19 protein-coding genes are annotated in these 17993 nt (G+C 61.2%); 3 read left to right on the forward strand and 16 right to left on the reverse strand.

The features are described 5' to 3' along the window. Nucleotides 1-4 precede the first annotated feature (4 nt). The 6 genes from ACZ1JM_RS01385 to ACZ1JM_RS01410 all read right to left on the reverse strand — a co-directional run bounded on the left by ACZ1JM_RS01385 (nucleotide 5) and on the right by ACZ1JM_RS01410 (nucleotide 4938). Nucleotides 5-502: a MaoC/PaaZ C-terminal domain-containing protein gene (locus ACZ1JM_RS01385; RefSeq protein ID WP_465132312.1), complete on the reverse strand. Its 498-nt coding sequence runs from the start codon at nucleotides 500-502 to the stop codon at nucleotides 5-7. Then, nucleotides 499-1401 (reverse strand): acyl-CoA thioesterase, encoded by a 903-nt coding sequence (locus ACZ1JM_RS01390; protein WP_465132313.1) that lies wholly within the window; start codon nucleotides 1399-1401, stop codon nucleotides 499-501. Before ACZ1JM_RS01390 ends, ACZ1JM_RS01385 begins: the two co-directional genes overlap by 4 nt. A gap of 41 nt (nucleotides 1402-1442) precedes the next feature. Then, complete coding sequence (locus ACZ1JM_RS01395; RefSeq protein WP_465132314.1) at nucleotides 1443-1916, reverse strand: VOC family protein; 474 nt, start codon at nucleotides 1914-1916, stop codon at nucleotides 1443-1445. After that, the gene (locus tag ACZ1JM_RS01400; protein WP_465132315.1) at nucleotides 1913-2707 is read right to left on the reverse strand and encodes an SDR family oxidoreductase; all 795 of its coding nucleotides are present in this window, start codon (nucleotides 2705-2707) and stop codon (nucleotides 1913-1915) included. Before ACZ1JM_RS01400 ends, ACZ1JM_RS01395 begins: the two co-directional genes overlap by 4 nt. 61 nt (nucleotides 2708-2768) lie before the next feature. Further along, on the reverse strand, nucleotides 2769-3998 hold the full coding sequence (locus ACZ1JM_RS01405; RefSeq protein WP_465132316.1) for an aromatic ring-hydroxylating oxygenase subunit alpha: 1230 nt from the start codon (nucleotides 3996-3998) through the stop codon (nucleotides 2769-2771). Between the two features lie 148 nt (nucleotides 3999-4146). Beyond that, complete coding sequence (locus ACZ1JM_RS01410; RefSeq protein ID WP_465132317.1) at nucleotides 4147-4938, reverse strand: enoyl-CoA hydratase/isomerase family protein; 792 nt, start codon at nucleotides 4936-4938, stop codon at nucleotides 4147-4149. 92 nt (nucleotides 4939-5030) lie between these two features. Between ACZ1JM_RS01410 and ACZ1JM_RS01415 the strand changes: the two genes are divergently transcribed. Continuing rightward, nucleotides 5031-5489 carry a VOC family protein gene (locus ACZ1JM_RS01415; protein WP_465132318.1) on the forward strand — a complete coding sequence of 153 codons (459 nt, stop codon included), beginning with the start codon at nucleotides 5031-5033 and terminating at the stop codon, nucleotides 5487-5489. After that, nucleotides 5486-6853, forward strand: a complete 1368-nt coding sequence (locus ACZ1JM_RS01420) for an MFS transporter (RefSeq protein ID WP_465132319.1) — start codon at nucleotides 5486-5488, stop codon at nucleotides 6851-6853. The genes ACZ1JM_RS01415 and ACZ1JM_RS01420 overlap by 4 nt, the downstream gene beginning before the upstream one ends. Before the next feature lie 36 nt (nucleotides 6854-6889). Here ACZ1JM_RS01420 and ACZ1JM_RS01425 read toward each other — a convergent pair whose 3' ends face one another. From ACZ1JM_RS01425 to ACZ1JM_RS01435, 3 genes are read right to left on the reverse strand one after another with little or no spacing between them, the layout of a single operon-like run. Next, nucleotides 6890-8041, reverse strand: a complete 1152-nt coding sequence (locus ACZ1JM_RS01425; protein ID WP_465132320.1) for a thiolase — start codon at nucleotides 8039-8041, stop codon at nucleotides 6890-6892. 2 nt (nucleotides 8042-8043) lie between these two features. Then, nucleotides 8044-8406 carry a Zn-ribbon domain-containing OB-fold protein gene (locus ACZ1JM_RS01430; protein ID WP_465132321.1) on the reverse strand — a complete coding sequence of 121 codons (363 nt, stop codon included), beginning with the start codon at nucleotides 8404-8406 and terminating at the stop codon, nucleotides 8044-8046. Continuing rightward, entirely contained in the window at nucleotides 8403-9611 is a 1209-nt protein-coding gene (locus tag ACZ1JM_RS01435; RefSeq protein ID WP_465132322.1) for a CaiB/BaiF CoA transferase family protein, read from the reverse strand. Before ACZ1JM_RS01435 ends, ACZ1JM_RS01430 begins: the two co-directional genes overlap by 4 nt. Nucleotides 9612-9703: 92 nt before the next feature. Between ACZ1JM_RS01435 and ACZ1JM_RS01440 the strand changes: the two genes are divergently transcribed. Then, nucleotides 9704-10438 (forward strand): ThuA domain-containing protein, encoded by a 735-nt coding sequence (locus ACZ1JM_RS01440; protein ID WP_465132323.1) that lies wholly within the window; start codon nucleotides 9704-9706, stop codon nucleotides 10436-10438. Here ACZ1JM_RS01440 and ACZ1JM_RS01445 read toward each other — a convergent pair. From ACZ1JM_RS01445 to ACZ1JM_RS01475, 7 genes are all read right to left on the reverse strand, one after another. Next, a complete protein-coding gene (locus ACZ1JM_RS01445) occupies nucleotides 10426-11052 on the reverse strand; it encodes a TetR/AcrR family transcriptional regulator (protein ID WP_465132324.1) in 627 nt (208 codons plus the stop codon). The two genes, ACZ1JM_RS01440 and ACZ1JM_RS01445, sit on opposite strands and share 13 nt — an antisense overlap. 104 nt (nucleotides 11053-11156) lie before the next feature. Beyond that, a complete protein-coding gene (locus ACZ1JM_RS01450; RefSeq protein ID WP_465132325.1) occupies nucleotides 11157-11861 on the reverse strand; it encodes a TetR/AcrR family transcriptional regulator in 705 nt (234 codons plus the stop codon). 565 nt (nucleotides 11862-12426) lie between these two features. Next, nucleotides 12427-12981 (reverse strand): nuclear transport factor 2 family protein, encoded by a 555-nt coding sequence (locus ACZ1JM_RS01455; protein WP_465132326.1) that lies wholly within the window; start codon nucleotides 12979-12981, stop codon nucleotides 12427-12429. A gap of 10 nt (nucleotides 12982-12991) precedes the next feature. Further along, nucleotides 12992-14605: a GMC family oxidoreductase gene (locus ACZ1JM_RS01460; RefSeq protein ID WP_465132327.1), complete on the reverse strand. Its 1614-nt coding sequence runs from the start codon at nucleotides 14603-14605 to the stop codon at nucleotides 12992-12994. After that, complete coding sequence (locus ACZ1JM_RS01465) at nucleotides 14602-16308, reverse strand: FAD-dependent oxidoreductase (protein ID WP_465132328.1); 1707 nt, start codon at nucleotides 16306-16308, stop codon at nucleotides 14602-14604. Before ACZ1JM_RS01465 ends, ACZ1JM_RS01460 begins: the two co-directional genes overlap by 4 nt. Beyond that, the gene (locus tag ACZ1JM_RS01470) at nucleotides 16305-17708 is read right to left on the reverse strand and encodes an FAD-dependent oxidoreductase (RefSeq protein WP_465132329.1); all 1404 of its coding nucleotides are present in this window, start codon (nucleotides 17706-17708) and stop codon (nucleotides 16305-16307) included. Before ACZ1JM_RS01470 ends, ACZ1JM_RS01465 begins: the two co-directional genes overlap by 4 nt. Further along, a complete protein-coding gene (locus ACZ1JM_RS01475; RefSeq protein ID WP_465132330.1) occupies nucleotides 17692-17946 on the reverse strand; it encodes a hypothetical protein in 255 nt (84 codons plus the stop codon). Before ACZ1JM_RS01475 ends, ACZ1JM_RS01470 begins: the two co-directional genes overlap by 17 nt. Between the last annotated feature and the right edge of the window lie 47 nt (nucleotides 17947-17993).

A 17993-nucleotide genomic window follows, 5' to 3' on the forward strand; every position in this document is an offset into this window, starting at 1 on the left:
CGCTCTATCTGGCGGTCCCGGCCATCTTGTCCCGCGCCTCTCGAGTGTAGACTAGATTGATGCTGGTGAACGTAACCGCTTCCGTCCCGTCTGCCAGCATGACCGCATAGCGGGTCTTCGCCGTGCCGCGGTCGTTGCGGGACGTGGACGGTTCGAGGGCGACGATCTCGCTGGTGACGTGGATCGTATCTCCTGCACGTATGGCGCGCTTTAGTCGCAGTTCGTCCCAGCCCACGCCGCAGACCCAATCAATATCCCAATTGATCTCATGATCCATCTGCCGCCATAGGGCCAGCACATGGATGCCACTGGCCACCACCTCGCCGAACACCGATTCCCGCGCGCTTTCCGGGTCGGTATGGAACCACTGCGGATCGTACTTGCGGGCGAATTCCAGGATCTCATCCTGGGTCACCGTCCGAGGTGACGACTGGCGAAATTCGCCCAACTCAAGGTCCTCGAACGTTCGGGTTGGCTTGGCGGGCTTAAATGGCTCGGTCACAATTTTCCTTCGCGTTTCTCTTCCAGCACACGGGCGAGACCCTGCTGACATACAGTCGCCACCAGCGTTCCGTCCCGGCGAAAGATATTGCCCCGCCCCAAGGCTAGCGCATCGGTCGCCGCCGGACTGTCGAGCGAATAGAGCATCCACTCATCGACCCGAAACTCGTCGTGAAACCACACGGCGTGATCCAGACTGCTGCTCTGCAAATAATCGTTCGCCCATCCGATACCAAGAGGGCCCAAAGCAGTGTGGAAGATGTGCAAATCGGATGCGTATACCAGCAACCGCTGATGCACATCCAGCGCGCCTTCGACCTTACCATTAAAACGAAACCAGAAGTCCCGGCTCGCCGGCCGCAGGTTGCGCTCGTCGAAAGCGAAAGAGCCGATTGGACGCCAATCCACCTGCTGACGTCGGCACCAGAAAGGTCGGTGGCGTTCAGGCAGCCGGTCGCCATAGTTGGCAACCAGTTCGTCCAAACTGATTAGATCTTCGGGAGCGGGCACATCGGGCATCGAAATTCCGTGCCGCCCCGAACCCTCCGGCGCCTTGAACGACGCCATCATGTTGATGATGGGCACGCCATCCTGCGTCATGCGCACCGTTCGATTTGCAAAACTGCGCCCGTCACTTTCGCGCGAAACCTGCATGTCCAGCGGACGATCGATCAGCCCCGGCTTCAGGAAATAGGCATGAAGGCTATGCGCGGTCTTGTCGTCTGGAACCGTCAGCCTGGCAGCGGCCAGACATTGAGAAAGCGCCATTCCTCCGTACAGTCGGAGCAGTCCGCTTGGTATGGGCTCCGCGCGGAATAAGTCCGGCGAGATTTCATCGTAAGTGTAGCCTAGGCGACGTTCAGCCTCAGGATCATCTACGTAAGGGTTTTCATCTATCAACTTGGGTGTCCATAACTGCGCACTGGGTCCTGCGGCGTCGCCTAACAGGGGGCACCCAACTTTTCGAATCCGAATCCACAGTCTAGATCAACTATCTGTAATAACTCAACGACATTACCGTCGCAGTCTTTGCCATAGGTGGCTCGTGTTGCTGCCGAACCGCCCGGCGGGCAATTAAACTCCATACCCAGAGCAGAAAGCCGTTCGTGCTCGGCAAAGACATCGTCGCAATAGAGGCACAGATGGGTGATGCCTCTGTCGCACATCCGCGGATGGACCGTCTGGGGGTCGTTGCTGCTGTACTCGAAAACCTCGATGTGCAGGTTGCCCAAGCGGATCATCTCGTACTTCGCGCTGCTATCCGTGAGGCCCACCATCGTGTCGATGCGTTCATTGCCTGGCTCCCAGCCACCGGCCTTGCCCGCTCGCTCGAACCCGAACCAACGCTGATAGTGATCGACGAACCGTTCGAGGTTCGGCGTCGAGATGGCGAGGTGATGGATGCCCAGGATCATGCTGTCTGACGCGCGGCTTTCACGGCGGTGACGATTTCGGCGTTGGTTGGATTACGGCGGAGAGTCAGTCCGCCGTTCACCTGCAGAACCTGCCCACTCATGAAGCATGCATCGCTCGACAACCATGAAACAGCCTCGGCAATATCGTCGCTCGTCCCCACCCGGCCAAGCGGATATTCTTTCGTAAATGTATCGATTATCGCACTGTTTTTGGCGGCTTTTTCAGTCATTGGTGTGACAGTGAAACCCGGTGCTACCGAGTTCGCGCGAATGCCTCGATGCCCGAACTCGTTGGCGACGCACCGGATGACATGATCGGCACCGGCCTTGGTTCCCATATAAGCCGCATGATCTTCCAGCATGATGGATGCCGTGGCCGACGAGATCTGGATCAGCGATCCGCCATCGCGCATCACGCGCAGCATCGCCTGATAGAACAGGATTGCCCCGGTGAACTGAAGCGATGTCATCCGCTCGATGTCGGCCTTGGTGGTTTCCAGAAAAGGCTTGAGCAAGCCCCAACCGGTTGCGTTCACGGCAATATCGATGCCACCATACGCCGAAGTAGCGGCTTCACCGAGGCGGGCGAGGTCATCCTCGCTGGTAAGATCGCACCCGGTGACGGCAAGGCCGCCTATCTCGGCTGCTAGCCGGTCAAGCTCCTCGGCCTTGCGCCCGGCAACGATGACGGTGGCGCCATCGGATGCGAGCCTTCGCGCGATCACCTGAGCCATGTTGTCCCGGTTCGCCGCGCCGACGACGACGGCAATCTTTCCGGCCAGGTCGGCCATGTCTTTTTCTCCTATAGGTCATGCGTGGCCCCGCTCAAACGGCGGCGAGCGTCATGCATGCTCAGTCCTGCTGGACCCAGCGATCGCCTAGTACCTGCTCGACGCGCGCATGTTCTGGAACGCGGTTGAGACCGATGCGACGGTCGAGCTCTTCGTGCCAGTGATAGATGCGACGTTCCTGATAATTCAAGGGCATCCCTTTGAATCCAGGGCTTTCCAGGGATTCCTGAATTTGCGGCGCGTACTGCAGATCCTCGTACAGGATCCGTTCCCAGTTGCTCAGGCGCGTTGGCCAAAGGGGATGCGGATTTTCTGGATCATGGTCAGGTGCCAACCAGCTGGAAACCACCCGCGTACGCTTCGTGCCGATAGGCCAGAACTGCAGGATGGGAATCCCCGTTGGCGCCGGCGGCATAATGAAGTTCGGGTAGATCTGGTAGCTGACGTTATTTTTGGCCGGGAATTCCGTGATCGAAGCGATCTCCGGCATGCCGACCGTCCCCGGATCGACCCAATCGGGCCGTCGGTTCGGCGTGGCCATGCGGCTATGACCACCCGGCCACAACGTAACGATCATCGAGCGGTGATCCAGGAACCGATCCACCGTATTGATGTGGATCGATTTCAGGTGATACACTTCCAGAAAAGCATCGAGCAAGACTTTGACATTGCAGTCAACTTCATAGCTTCGGCTATCGACTAAGCGGAGCTTATCAAGCTCGAATTGTTCGAGCTGCTCAGCCATCGGGCCGATATGCTCCATAAGGGATTGCGCTTCCGGATCACGGTTGATGAAGATCAACGACCCCAGCAGTTCACAGCGTACCTGTACGAGCGAACGACAGGACATGTCGAAATCGACGAAATCCCGCTTGTCGCGAACCGCCGTCAGTTTGCCATCAAGCGTATAGCTCCAACCGTGATAGCCACAGACGAAGCCACGCCCTTCACCAGACTCCTCGGTGACCAACGGGGCGCCGCGATGCTGACAGGTGTTATAGAACGCCTTGACTTCACCCTGCAGATTTCGTGCGACGATGATCGGCACACCCGAATTGCGGGTAAGAAACCACGATCCGTTATTCGGCAACTGATCGACATGGCCAGCGTAAAGCCAGGCCTTATCCCACATCATCTCTTTTTCGAGACGGAGGAACTCCGGGTCAGTGTAGCGCGTGCCGGGAATATCGGGGAGCTTGGGAAAGCCTTCGGGCGGCCCCTTGCGATCACGCTCATAATCCATGCGCGCGAAATCATTCTCGGGCTTTTGATCTGTGACCAGATCCAGCATCGGCCTTCTCTCCCTTGCCTGCCGCACCCTGTTGACGGAGCGGCGGCGACCGAATCAAAAAACAGACATGTATGTTTGATTCTGTCGTCGTGATGCTTGCGATCCTACCTCTTGCGCGATAAAACAGTCAACAGTGATTGTAATTTCATCAGCCGGTCGGTCGCACCACTCCCGCGTCGCCGAATTCCGCTTCCCGCTTGTTAGCGTAGGCGGCGATACCTTCCCGGCTGTCCGCGCTGTCGAGCGTGGCTTTCCCCCAAGCGTTGCCGACCGCCAGGGCCTGATCAATGTCCATCCCAGAGGACAAGTCATACAAGTGACGGCCATTGTTGATTGCCTGCCAGCTATTTCGGAGCATCGTTTGTGTCACAGCGATCGTCCGGTCCAGCAGTCGGTCGGCACTCACCACCTCGGTGATGATGCCCAGTTCATAGAGGCGGCGCGCGGGAAGCAGTTCGCCGGTCATGATCATCGCCAGAGCCGTAGCGCGCGGAACTTGAGCGGCAAGGCGCTGGATGCCGCCGGCAAAGGCAAAAAGCCCGCGCTTCACTTCGCTGACTCCCATCATCGCGTGGTCGGCAGCGAAAACCATGTCGCAAGCCATCATGATTTCAAACCCGCCCGCGACGGCGGTGCCGTTGATGGCGGCAATCAAGGGCTTGGTGCGCTTGCGCTCGGTAATGCCGCCGAAGCCCCGGCCCGGGATCAATCCATGGCCCGCCCCGATCCGCTCCGCCTCTTTAAGATCCATGCCTGCGCAAAACGCGCGATCGCCTGTGCCCGTGACGATCAGCGCGCCGATCGAAGGGTCCGCCTCCGCCGCCGTGATAGCATCGTCCATCGCGCGGGAAGTGGCAGCATCCAGCGCGTTTCGAGCAGGCTCCCGGTCAATGGTCAGAAGGCAGATGGCATCACGATGCTCGACAATCAGGCCAGTCATTGCAATTATCTCCCGCTCATGCACAGATAAAGATTACAAAAATCGCGTTGCTGACAGGTATTCGCTGATTGATAAGATGGGAAGAGTGTCAATTGAAAGCGTTCGATAAGCTGTATCATCATGGGCTGATTGTCGATGATATTCATCAATCCATGGATCAATTGACCAAAGGACTTGGCATCGATTGGGCACCGGTACGTAAGTTCGACCCGCTGCGCGTATGGTTGCCAGATGGTGGCTGGTCGGAGGCCCACCTTGACGTGACGTACTCGCGACAGGGGCCGATCCATGTGGAACTGATCCAGGCGACTCCTGGCGGCGCGTATGATGTTCTCCGCAGCGTTTCGCGAGCGCATGTCGGCGCCTGGACCGATAATGTCGGGGCGCAGGTCGAAAGTCTCATGGAAGATGGGTGGCGCCTGATCGCCGCCGGAGCATCCCCAAAACATCGGTATGGCCAAATGGCCTACCTGGCACGAGGCGACGGTCCGGTCCTGGAACTGGTGGGTGAAGCGGTGCGCCCGATGATCGAAGAATGGATCGCTGCATGACGGGCGTCGCAGCCGCCGATGCCGCTATCGACAACGCCGCCGCAACGGTTCCCTTCGATACTGAACCAGCGCCGAGCGCGGCGGCGTGGTACCTGATCTTCGTACTGACGCTGGCCTACACCGTAAGCTTCATCGACCGGCAGGTGCTCAACTTGCTGGTCGCTCCACTGAAGGCCGACTTCGGGCTGACCGATACCCGGCTTAGTCTGCTGCAAGGGCTGGCCTTTACAACGGCCTATATCCTCTTCAGCCCGTTGTTCGGGCGACTTGCCGATACCGGCAGCCGTCGCCGTATTTTGCTGGGCGGCATTGGACTGTGGAGCCTTGGCACGAGCCTTTGCGGGCTGGCGCGTAGCTATTGGCAACTGTTCTTCGCGCGGGCAGCCGTGGGTGGAGCAGAAGCGAGCCTCACGCCCGCCGCCTGGTCGATCATCGCGGACAGTTTCCCGACCCGGATGATTCCGCGCGCTTTCAGCATCTTTTTGATGGGCCCGTATATCGGCGGGGGGCTGGCGCTGATCTTTGGCGGGCTGCTGCTGGAAGCGGCGCAAGGGTGGGACTTGTCCGCCGTTCCCTATCTGGGCGCGTTGAAGCCGTGGCAAGTCGTGTTCCTGGTGGCGGGATTGCCCGGCTTCGTGATCATGCTGATGATGCTCGGCATACGTGAGCCTGCCCGAAAGCTGGCTGCAAAGGATGCGGGTCAACGGATGCCGTTTGCGCAAGTTTGGCGCACCTTCGTCGATCGTGGCGATTTTTACGGCAACTTCTATGCGGGCATGGCCTCGCTGGTCATCATCCTGTACGCCTTCCCCGCGTGGATGCCCGCCATGCTTATGCGTCGGTTCGGCGCGAGCGCGGCGACGGTGGGCGTGCATTACGGGGTAGCGGTGCTTATCACCGGCTCGATCGGCGTACTTGCGGGACCGGTCGTGGCGAACTGGCTGCGAAAGCGCGGCTCGGCCGATGCCCTGATGCGCGTGCCGTTTTTTGCGGCTCTGGCATTGATCGTGATATCCCTGTCGCTGGCCTTCGCGCCATCGTACGAGGCGGCGATCGCCATCGCTACCTTGGCCAGTTTTACGTACTCGCTGCCACAGGCGTTGGCCTCATCCGGGCTGCAAATGGCGACGCCGAACCGCATGCGGGGTATCTCGTCCTCGATCTACGTTTTCGTGGCGAGTGTTATGGGACTCGGCGCAGCACCCACCATCGTGGCCTTGCTTACGGATCACGTCTTTGGCGACGAGCGCAGCGTGGGGCTTTCGCTTTCGCTGACGTGCGCGGCGGCCGGGGCGGTCTCGGCGTTCTTCATGTGGCGAGCGTTGAAAGGGTATCGCCGGGTGCTGGCACTGGAAGCGGTGTAAGGGGAGGCGGCGCATCGCCGCCGCCCAGTTACACCATCATAGCGTGGCCATGCTCCCCAGGATCACCGTTGCTTGGCTCGAGAGTGTTCCGCCGTTCCCGTGGGCCAGGGCCACGTCCACTTCGGCTAGCTGGTTGGCCGCCTCGCCACGGATCTGCCGCGCCGCCTCGATAATGGCGAACAGGCCGTACATGCCGGGATGGCAGCAGGATAGCCCGCCGCCATTGGTGTTGACCGGCAGGCTGCCTCCCGGGGCGATGGCCCCGCTGCTGACGAAGCGGCCTCCCTCTCCCTTGGGACAGAAGCCCAGGTCTTCCAGGAACAGGATCGTGTTGATCGTGAAGGCATCGTACAATTGGGCCGTGTCGATGTCGGACGGGGACACTCCGGCCATGGCCATCGCCCGCGCACCCGATTCCTTCGCAGCGGTAACGGTAACGTCCGGAGCCTGAGCGATCGAATTCCACCACGTTGCGGCGGCCGCGCCCAGAACGGGGACGGGGGGGCGGGCGAGATCGCGCGCTCTGTCAATGCGAGTCATCACGATCGCGGCCGCGCCATCGGTGACGAGGCAACAATCCTTTACCGAGATAGGCGTGCTGACCATCCGTGCGGAGAGGTAATCCTGCAGCGTCAGCGGTCCCCTGGCGAAAGCCTCCGGATTGGTGTTCGCCCATTCCCGCGCGGCCAGTGCTACCGCAGCGAGATCCTCGCGCTTGGTGCCGTATTCATGCATGTGCCGCGCCGCCGCCAGCGCGTAGGAGGTGAGGGGGAAGATCGGCGCGTAGGGCGCATCCCATTGGTTGCTGGTGATCTTTGTCGCCAGCTTGCCGCCGTTGCTGCGTTGGTTGGAACCATAGGCGATCAGCGCGCAATCGATGTAGCCGGCATCCAGCATCATCGCCGCGACGGCCATGTGGCTCATGAACGCGGAGCCGCCGGTGCGGTTGTTGTCCGTGTACCGCGGTTGCAGGCCAAGGTATTCGGCGAAGGACAGCCCGGCAAAGAAGTCGTCCGGCTGACAGATGAACAGCGCGTCGATCTGGGGCAGCGTCAATCCGGCATCAGCGACGGCCATCATGGCTGCCTTTGCCGTCAATTCCATGGAGGAATAGCCGGGCATTTCGCCCACGCCAAATGTCGCGAGGCCAGCAATTGCGGTGCGGCCACGGGGGAATGTATCGCCCACTCTCAGACCTCCCGCGTCGGGCGGAACAGCAGCAGGGGCGCTTCTCCGTCCTGATCCACAAACGCCTCTACCCGCATACCGACAGAAAGCGTTTCAGGGGTCACGTCTTCCACCCGGCTCATCAGCCGGGTTCCTTCGTCAAGCTCGATAAGCGCGACATGATAGGGTTCGGCAGGCGGCTTGCGCTGGATCCATGACAATGAATAGACACTACCCTTGCCTGATGCCTCGAACCATTCGAGCGCTTCACCGGTGCCGGGGGCGGCAAGGCGCGGAGGAAATACCGCGCTGCCGTCCGGCGCCCGTTGCAGCAGCAGTTGGCCTTGTTTCAAGGCAGCGCGCCAATGGGCTTCGGGACTGGTCACGCCGCCGTCCTTACCGCGCCGCGAGACTGCAGGTCTGCGATCTCCTCGTCGGAGAAGCCAGCCTCACGCAGCACGTCCAGGCTCTCACCGCCCAATGCCGGTCCCGGATCGCCGATCGCGCCGGGGGTTTCGGAGAACGTCGTCGGAATACCGGGGAAGCGCAGCTTGCCTTCGGTCGTGTCGCGCTCCTGCCAGAAACCGGTCTCGACCAGATGGGGATCATCCAGCAGGTCGGTCAGGCTCTTGATCGCGGTGGCAGGAATGTGCGCTTGTCGGAACAACTCCACCCACTCTTCGGTCGCCCGGGTTTCGATCACTTCCGCTACTTTCGCGAGGACCGCAGTAATGTTCTGGGTCCGCGATCGCATGGAGGCGAACATCGGGTCCTGCGACCACTCGGGATTGCCCAGCGCATCGAAGAAGGCGCGCCAGTGCTTGTCGTTGTAGATCATCACGCCGATGTATCCGTCCGCCGTGCGATAAGGTCGCCGGGCTTCGGAGGTAGCGCGCGGATACTCCGGCGGCCCCTGCGGAGGCACGAACAGCGATCCGCACAGATGCTCGACCATCGCGAACGACACCAGCGTCTCGAACATCGGAATTTCGATCTCCTGCCCGATGCCGCTCTTCTCGCGAGCGTAGAGCGCCGCGATCACGGCATAGGCGCCGGTCAGCCCGGCAACCTTGTCGGCGATGACGGTGGCAGCATACGTCGGCTCGCCGCCTGAAAGCCGGGCCTGCAGATCGACGATGCCGGATGCGGCCTGGACGATGTCGTCATAGGCGGGGTAATCCCGGTATGGTCCGCTGCGCGCAAAACCGTAGAGATTGGCGTAAATGATAGCGGGGTTAGCCTCGCGCAGCGCCGCGTAATCCAGCCCGAGGCGTCCGATCGCGCTAGACCGCATTGAATGGATGAACACGTCCGCGCCCTTCGCCATGCGCAGCAATGCCGCGTGGGCTTCGGGCTGCTTCAGGTCGAGGACGATCGAGCGCTTGCCGCGATTGACGTTCAGGAACATCGCCCCGCGCGACGCGTCCGGGCCGGGCGGGATAAAGCGCGTGGTATCGCCCTGCGGGCTTTCCACCTTGATCACGTCCGCACCCAGATCGGCGAAGATCTGCGTGGCGTACGGCCCCATCAGCACGCTGGTAAGATCGAGGACCCTGACGCCCGCCAGAGGTCCCTTGCCGCTCCCGCTCATTCGAATTCTCCGCTTGTCTGATCTTGAATATTGCCAGCGCTCTCGCCCGGCGTACCCTCGTGCGTATGCACACGAGGGGAGTTTGCTGAAAAATGAAAGTTCACCTGATCGCGGCGGGCAAGTTCCACGATATCGATTACGCCCGCCTCGAACTGCTCAAGTTGCTGGCCGAGCAGCCGCGCATCCGGACCTCGGTTGCGTCCGATTATGCGGACTTGGCCAGTCTGGCGGCGGCGGACATGCTGATCACCTACACGTGCGACATGGTGCCGACGACGGACGAGGAAATCGCAGGGCTGGAGGCATTTCTGGCGCGCGGCGGACGCTGGCTGGCGCTGCACGGGACCAACGCGATCCTGCGCTTCGGTGCGGATGGCGTGGTCGATACGCCCGATGAGGTGCCTGCGTTCACCGGCCTGCTCGGCACACGTTTTGCCGGGCACCCGCCGATCGCTCCGTTCAAGGTCTTCGTCACGCGCGATGATCACGAGATGACGGCCGGAATGCGCGATTTCCGGGTTGAAGACGAGCTGTACCTTACCCACCGGACTGCCGATATCGACGTGCTGCTGCACACCAGTTTCACAGGTCGGTGCGATGAATTTCGGGATGCCGAATGGGACAAGGCGCAAGTGCCCGTGCTGTACGAACGCAAGGTCGGGCAGGGGGCGATCCTGTACCTGACGCTGGGCCATTGCAGGGGACATTACGATTTGCTGCCGGTCAGCCCGTTCTGGCCGCACCCGCAGCGCTGCGCCTGGAATTACCCGGTTTTTCATGAATTGCTGCGCCGGGGCATACGCTGGGGAACCGCTCACGCCGCCTGATCCCGCGACGGGGGGCGCAGTGCACGCAACTGCGCCTCCAGCGATTCGAGCACTGGCTCAACCAGATCGGCATCCATAGCGCCGGTCAGCAGGTTGACGGCCATCCCTTCCATCGTCGCCTGCGAAATGGCCATCGCCAAAGCGAATTTTGCCGGGCTTTCCTGCCACTCGGGATAGAGCTGCACCGCAAGCTGGTTGAACCGGTCACGAAATTCCACCTGAAGCGGCAGCAGCACTGCGGCAAGGTCCGGGTTGGTCCTTGCGGCAACGGCCAACTCGTGAAACGCAATGAAAGCCGGTTTCTGGATCTGCCGCCAATACGTGCGCACCATGGCGCGATGATCGAGCGCGCTGCGTTCGGCGGCGCGGCGAAAGGCCCGTAGCCGGCGTTCGTGCAAGTGCATAATCGTGGCTTTGATCAACGAAACGCCGTTGTCGAAATGGTGCAGCATCGCCCCGCGCGAAAGCCCGGCCTCCAACGCGACTTGCGGGGTCGTCGTGCGGGAATAGCCGCTGCGCACCAGCACCCGGATTGTCGCATCGATCAACCGCGCGCGCGTCTGGGCGCTTTTGAGCGCCTGCATCGTCGGTTCATCCGCGCCGGGTCGTTTCACTGGTCCGCGCTCTCCCACGCCAAATGGCAGTTTCGTTCAGGCACAGGACTAGCCCAATCCCGCGGATAAAAAAAGACATTCATGCCTGCCTTTTTGTCGGCATCTTATTTCTTGGTTAGGTTGTCAGCCAGAATTTCCATCCGATCGACGAGCGCTGAAAGACGTGCGACTTCGGACGGCGGCGCAGGCTCAGCAGGGGTCGCCAGCACTCCACCCATCAGAACGTCCACGTAGCGTCCGGCTTCGATATCGATGTCGAGTGGTCGGTCAATAAAGCTGGTTCGCATGGCGATGTGTTCCAACCCGCCGAACATCATGTCGCGGATCATCACTGGGTCCACGTCTGCGCGCACTTTGCCCTCGTCCCTGGCCTGCTGAACTGCCAGAACGACGGTGTGCGCGAATGTGCGGTTGAGCTTGTGAAGTTCCGTGCCGCGGTAATCGGCCCAGCGAAGTTCTTGGTAGAACACCCGGTGAAACCGTGGCGTCTCTTCGATCGAGCGAAGAAACCGCGCGGCGATCAGGGTCAATTGCGAACGCAGATCGGTGATGTGGCGCAATTCGCTGGTCAGCCGTTCGACGAATGGCGCGGCCCATTCCGCCAGAACCTGGTTCACCAGCTCCTGCTTGCTGTCGTAGTACTTGTAGACCGTCGCTTCCGAAACACCCGCCAGCTTGGCGATCTTGGCCATGGACGTGGCTTTTGTGCCTTCTTCCTCGATCAGTGTCCGCGCTGCCGCAAGTATTTCCTTTGGGCGGAAATCCTTGCGGCGCTGCCACGCGGCCTGTTCGTTTCCATCGCGCTTCACCGGACTTGCTTTGCCACGAAAGGTATCCTCACTTTTGCTGCGCGATCATACACAACGCCGGATGACGATGCAGGAGGGTATCTCCCGGAACCAGCGCCTCATTTCCGGACGCATCACCTCCGACCAATTGACATTTTGTGCCAAATAGGTTATATCATTTCGATCCGCGGCGTTTGATGTACAAGAACGTCGCAGTGTATCGGGTCGGCGTCGCAGTCGGACACGGGTTTTTCAGTCGTGGCCATGCACTGCGTCCCTCAAGACCCGGAGCATCCCCTGGGCTTTCGGCAATCCACTCCCTCTCCGGATTGGCACTCCGAAAATCCCATGATCGGCCACGAAGCGAGCCCCACGCGCCGATCATACCGGATGGCTCCGATGCAATACCAGGTCGAGCCGGGCTGCCGCAGCTACCCGGCCATTCGCAAGAGCATGTGACAATCCCCACGTCCGGCATGGACGCAGCGATGCCGGCCCGATGTTTGCCTGCCGCGCCTTTCCCCGGCGTTATCCCGCATTCGCCAGCGGGCGATCAACCGTGTGCTTCGCTCGCGTGGATCTGGCTTCAGCCGCGTCCGCGCGATTTTTCGTAGGCGATCCACGTCGGCAGCTTTTCCGGAAAGTCCGCAGGCTTTGGTTCGGCATAGGCGTGGTTGCGCAACGGCGTGGACAGGATGTTCGGGTACTTGTCGATCGGCACGTAATACAGAAACGCGATCGTGCGTTCAGCGAATTTCCAGCCCGCGTCGGTGTTGCGATACTTGTCGTCGTAGCGGATTGCGGTGACCATCATCTGGTTGTTGCGCCACAACTCTGCATGGCCGATCACTCGCCCGGTTGCTTCCTGCGAACCGTCGCCCACGAAATCGAGCTGGACGTCGTGCATGAAGTGATGGCCGGGGCCGAGCACATCGAAGCGGCCATCATACTGGGTCATGATCGCATCGATGCCGGTGGCGTTCATCACCCCGTCAGCGGACTTCAGTACCGCATCAGGCGCGAACAGTTCGCGCACCGCATCGACATCGCGATCGTCCAGCGTGAAGCAATAGCGGGCGATCAGCTGGCGGATCTGCGATTCCGCTTCCAGCCGGGCGATGCGTTCTTCGATAGTAGGCATAGTCTTCTCCTCAGTTCGATGGATTGTCGTCCAGGACCATGTCGGCGCATTTCTCGCCGATCATGATCGAAGGGGCGTTGGTGTTTCCGGCGGGAAGGCTCGGCATGATGGAGGCATCGGCGACGCGCAGCCCGGCGACCCCGCGCACCCTGAGACGCGGATCAACCACGGCATCATCGCCTATTCCCATGCGGCAGGAACCGACGGGGTGCAGGTTGGCGATGGCGGCGCCCCGCACCCACGCTTCGATCTCGCTATCGCTGCGCGCATCCGCGCCGGGCGCGATCTCTCCGGCATTGTAGGCCGCAAGCGCGGGCTGAGCGGCGATACCGCGCACCACCTTCACGGCGGCAATCATCGCTTCCACGTCGGTACGGTCGGTCAGGAAATTCTGGCGGATCACCGGATCGGCCAGGGGGTCGGCGCTGCGCAGGCGCACAGTGCCGGTGGCCAGCGGATTGAGATGGACTGGGCTCATCGTGAAACCGGGGAAGGGGTGCGCCTTCATCCCGGAGGCGGTGCGGCTCTGCACTGTCCAGATGTTGGTATTGATCTGAAGGTTCGGCCGATCCTGCCGCTCGTCGGTGTGGGTGAAGATGCCTGCGAAAATGCCGTTGCTGGCAAGCGGACCCTTGTTGAACAGGACGTAGTCGATCCCGGCTTTCAGCTTGCGGAGGGGGCTGTTGGCCAGCTCGTTGATCGTGATCGGCTGCGAACAGCGGAACATCAGCGAGATATAGAAATGGTCCATCAGGTTGGCGCCCACACCGGACAGATCGACCAACGGAGCGATGCCATGTTCGCGCAGATGCTCCGCCGGGCCGATCCCCGATAACTGAAGGAGGTGCGGCGATCCGAACGCGCCGCCGCACACGATCACCTCACGCCGGGCCTTGGCGGTTTTCAGGCCGCCCCTGGTGCGATACTCGATGCCGGTCGCGCGCATCCCCTCCACCAGAACACGAGTGGCATGGGCGTGGGTCGCGACGGTCAGGTTCGCCCGGCTACGGGCCGGTGCGAGATAGGCCTGTGACGTGTTCCATCGGCGGTTGTTGCGGGTGGTGGTCTGGAAGAAGCCCGCACCTTCCTGACTGGCGCCGTTGAAGTCAGGATTATAGGGGACGCCCGCCTCCTGCGCAGCCTTCACGATGGCGTCAGCAATAGGGGAACCGCCGGGCTGATCGGAAACCGTAAGCGGCCCGCCGACGCCGTGGTACTCGTCTGCACCCCGCTGTTGGTCCTCAGCCTTGCGGAAGTACGGCAGGACGTCGGCATAACTCCAACCCTCGCAGCCAAGCTGGCGCCAGTGATCGTAATCGCGCGCATTGCCACGGATATAGAGCATGCCGTTGATCGAGCTGGTCCCGCCTAGGACTTTGCCGCGCGGTTGGTACATCCGGCGGCCGTTAAGCTGGGCCTCCGGCTCGGTTTCGAACATCCAGTTCACTTTGGGATCGGCGAACAGCATCGGATAACCCATCGGCGGCTTGATCCAGAACGCCTTGTCCTCCGGCCCGGCCTCAAGCAGCAGCACCGAATGACGCCCACTCTCGCTAAGGCGCGCCGCCACGACGCAGCCCGCTGATCCGGCGCCGCTGACGATGAAGTCGAACTCCTCGATCAAGGCTCCAGGCCCGCGATATGGCGACCGGCGATGTAGGCGAAGGTCATCGCCGGTCCGATCGTGGCACCGGCCCCGGGATAGGCTCCGGCAAAGACGTTGGCCTGATCGTTCCCCACCGCATACAACCCCTGAACGGCCACGCCATCGTCGTTGAGAACACGGGCATGCTGATCCGTTTTCAGTCCCGCAAACGTCCCGATGATCCCCGCCTCGATGCGGATCGCGTAGAACGGGGCCTTGACCAAAGGGCCAAGGCAGGGGTTGGGTTTATGCTCCGGGTCGCCTTGATAGACATCATACACCCGCCCACCGCGACCGAACTGAGGATCCGCGCCGCTTTCGGCATTGGCGTTGAACGTCGCAACGGTGCTTGCCAGCGTGTCGGCATCAATCCCGCAGATGACAGCCAGTTCGCGCAGGCTATCCGCGCGTTTAAGATAACCGCTTCGCAAGTGCGATCCATGGGGAATGGGGAAGGGGCGCACCATGCCGATACCCCATTTCCTGACGGCGGCGGCGTCCCCGATGAGCCAGGCCCAGGCACTGGCGTCCCCTTCGCTGGCGCGCGTCATTTCGGGGACGATATCGTGATAGGCGCTGGATTCGTCTCCGAACCGGCGGCCATCCGGGCGCACTGCGACGAAGCCGGGTTTCTGCCGGTCGATCAGATGCGGCCATACCCCGGTGAAGTCTTTGGAACCGGGCAGAACCGAAACCGGCATCCACGCCGCCGGATGCGCGACGTTGCCGTTGAACGCACCTCCAACGCTTTCGGCCAAGCGAATGCCGTCTCCGGTGTTGCCCGGATTGGTCGGGTTGCGCTGATCGCGATTGTTGGCAGGTGAGGGGAATGTCTCGGCGCGCCTGTCGGGATCGTTGGGATACCCGCCACAGGCCAGCACCACCGCGCGGCGAGCAGTGATGCGAACGCGACCTTGCGGCGTGTCGATTTCCGCACCCGTGACGCGACCTTCCTTTCGGATCAGCCCCGCTACCGGAGAGGAAAGCCAGATCGGGACTTCTTTGTCGAACAAGGTGCGTGCCAATCTTGCCACCAGCGCGCGCCCCCGCACCACCTGCTGCCCTTCACCATAGCGCAGCACGTCGGCAAAGTGACGGGCCAGCTTGCGAGCGACGAAGCCGAGCGCCTTCACTGAGCGACCCGCCTTCATGAACTGGATCATCTCCACCCCGGAACCGACCGCGAAACCCAGAAACAGAGTTTGTGGCAATTGCTGCTTCAGGTTCTTGAGGTGCGGGCCGAGTTCACGCGCTTCGTAATCCACCGTCCCGATGGATCGGACGATGGAACTGTGCTCGCTTTCGGAATGATAGTCCGGATAGTCCATGCCGTAAAAGCGGACCTGGCTATTCTGCTCGAGGAACCGCACCATGCGGGGAGCGACGTCGAGATAGGCTTCCACACGATCCCGTTCGATGTAATTGCCGGTTTCCTCGATCAGATACGCGCGGGCATTGTCGATGTCGTCACGTTTGCCCGTAGCGCGTTGCATGGCAGGGGAGTGGTGGTTGCCCGGCACCCACAGAACACCGCCAGACGTTGCCGTCGTCCCGCCGAAAACGGCCTCCTTTTCGACCACCAGAACCTCAAGTCCAGCGTTGCGCGCGGTGACGGCAGCCGTCAGCCCAGCAGCGCCCGTACCGGCGATCAGCACATCGACGGTGCGATCTTCGTATGTCATGCGGGTTGCCCTTCCTTCGCAGCGTTGGCTCCGGCAATCCGTCCGAAGACGACGGCATTGCCGATCGATGCTCCACCCGCGGCATAGCATTGCCCGAACATGCCGCCCGTCGTTTCACCTGCCGCGTACAGGCCCGGCACCGGGCGATCGTCTTCGCCAAGGACACGAGCCTGCGTGTCGATGCGGATCCCGGTTCCGGTCCAGCAGATGATGCCGGGACGGATATGGGCAGCGTAGAACGGTCCTTCCGCTACAGGACGAAGCATCGCGGCAGGCTTGAAGTAGTCCAGATCATTACCCATCTGCACCTGCTCGTTATAGCGTTCGGCCGTGGTACGGAGGCGAGGGGCTGGAACACCCAGCTTGATTGCCAACTCATCGAGTGTCGGCGCCGCAATCAGCGTCCCGGCCTCGACATGGTCCAGCAATCGTTCCGACGTCCAGTTGGGAGCAGGGCGATACTTCGTGGTTTTGGAGGACAGGCGAGCTTCCTCATCGAAGATCGCAAAACAGTCCTGACCCGGCTGCTCGTCGAGAACGCCGGCCAATACGGAGTATTCGATCGTTTCATCGATGAACCGCCGTCCGTCGCGGTTCACCATCATCAGCCAGCCCGGGAGATAGCTTTCCAGATCCTTGACGAAGCCCGGCGTGATCAGCAGCAGCCCGCGATTTTCCTTGCTCAACTGCCCGCCCACTTGCGCGGCAAGGCCGAGTCCGTCGCCCCGGCAGGTCGGCGCACCGATGTACCAGTGAAGATCACCGTGCCGTGCCGCGTCGGGATAGAGTTGCGCCAGCATTTCGGGGTTCGCACCGAAGCCGCCGGTGGCGATCACCGTCGCAGCGCTGCGCACCTCCTGCCCGTCGGTGACGATGCCACAAACCCGGCTGCCTTCCACCAGCAGACGGTCGACCCGCGTATCGAGAACGGTATCGATGCCTTTGTCTGAAAGGTAGCCTTCCAGACCCTCGACAATACCGGCACCATCGCCAGTCGCCCGATGACCGCGACGGATCTTGTCAACGCCGGATGCATACAGGTTGTCCTGCGTAAATCTGACACCAATCTCCCGCAACCACTCGAATGCAGGCGCAGAGTGTTCGCACAAAGTGCGTACAAGGGACGGCTCCAGCTTGTACTGGTTGAGTGTCATGTAATAGTGGTACATGGCATCAGCGTTATCGTCGGTAATGCCCGCCTCACGCTGCAGCGAAGTGCCGGCCGCATAGAATACGCCGCCAGACAAGGCGCTGGAGCCACCAATTCGATCGGCCGCTTCCACCATCAGCACGGAGGCTCCATGGTCAGCGGCAATGGCGGCAGTGCTCAGACCAGCGGCGCCTGTACCAATCACGATGACATCATAGTCGGTCGCTTCGCGGTCATTCGAAACCGGCATAAGGCGCCTCTCCATCGATTACTTTCGGGTTAGGAAACGCCAGCGACGCAACCTTCCCTTGCTCTAAAGCATGACGAGGGCAGGGTAATAAGTCTAGCTCAATTGAGCCATAAAACAGGTTGGGTTTGAGGGGCGTGCGGCGCAAACGCCCGAAACCCGCCAGCATTCTTAAGCGGGTTGAGATAAAAAAGCAGACATGTTCGACTTTTTTATTGTCAGCGTGACGTCCGCTTTGCATAACGCGGGCGGAAACCAAAACGGCTGGCGGCGTTGATGCGAATCACG

This window comes from Novosphingobium sp. BL-S-24 (assembly GCF_055521575.1).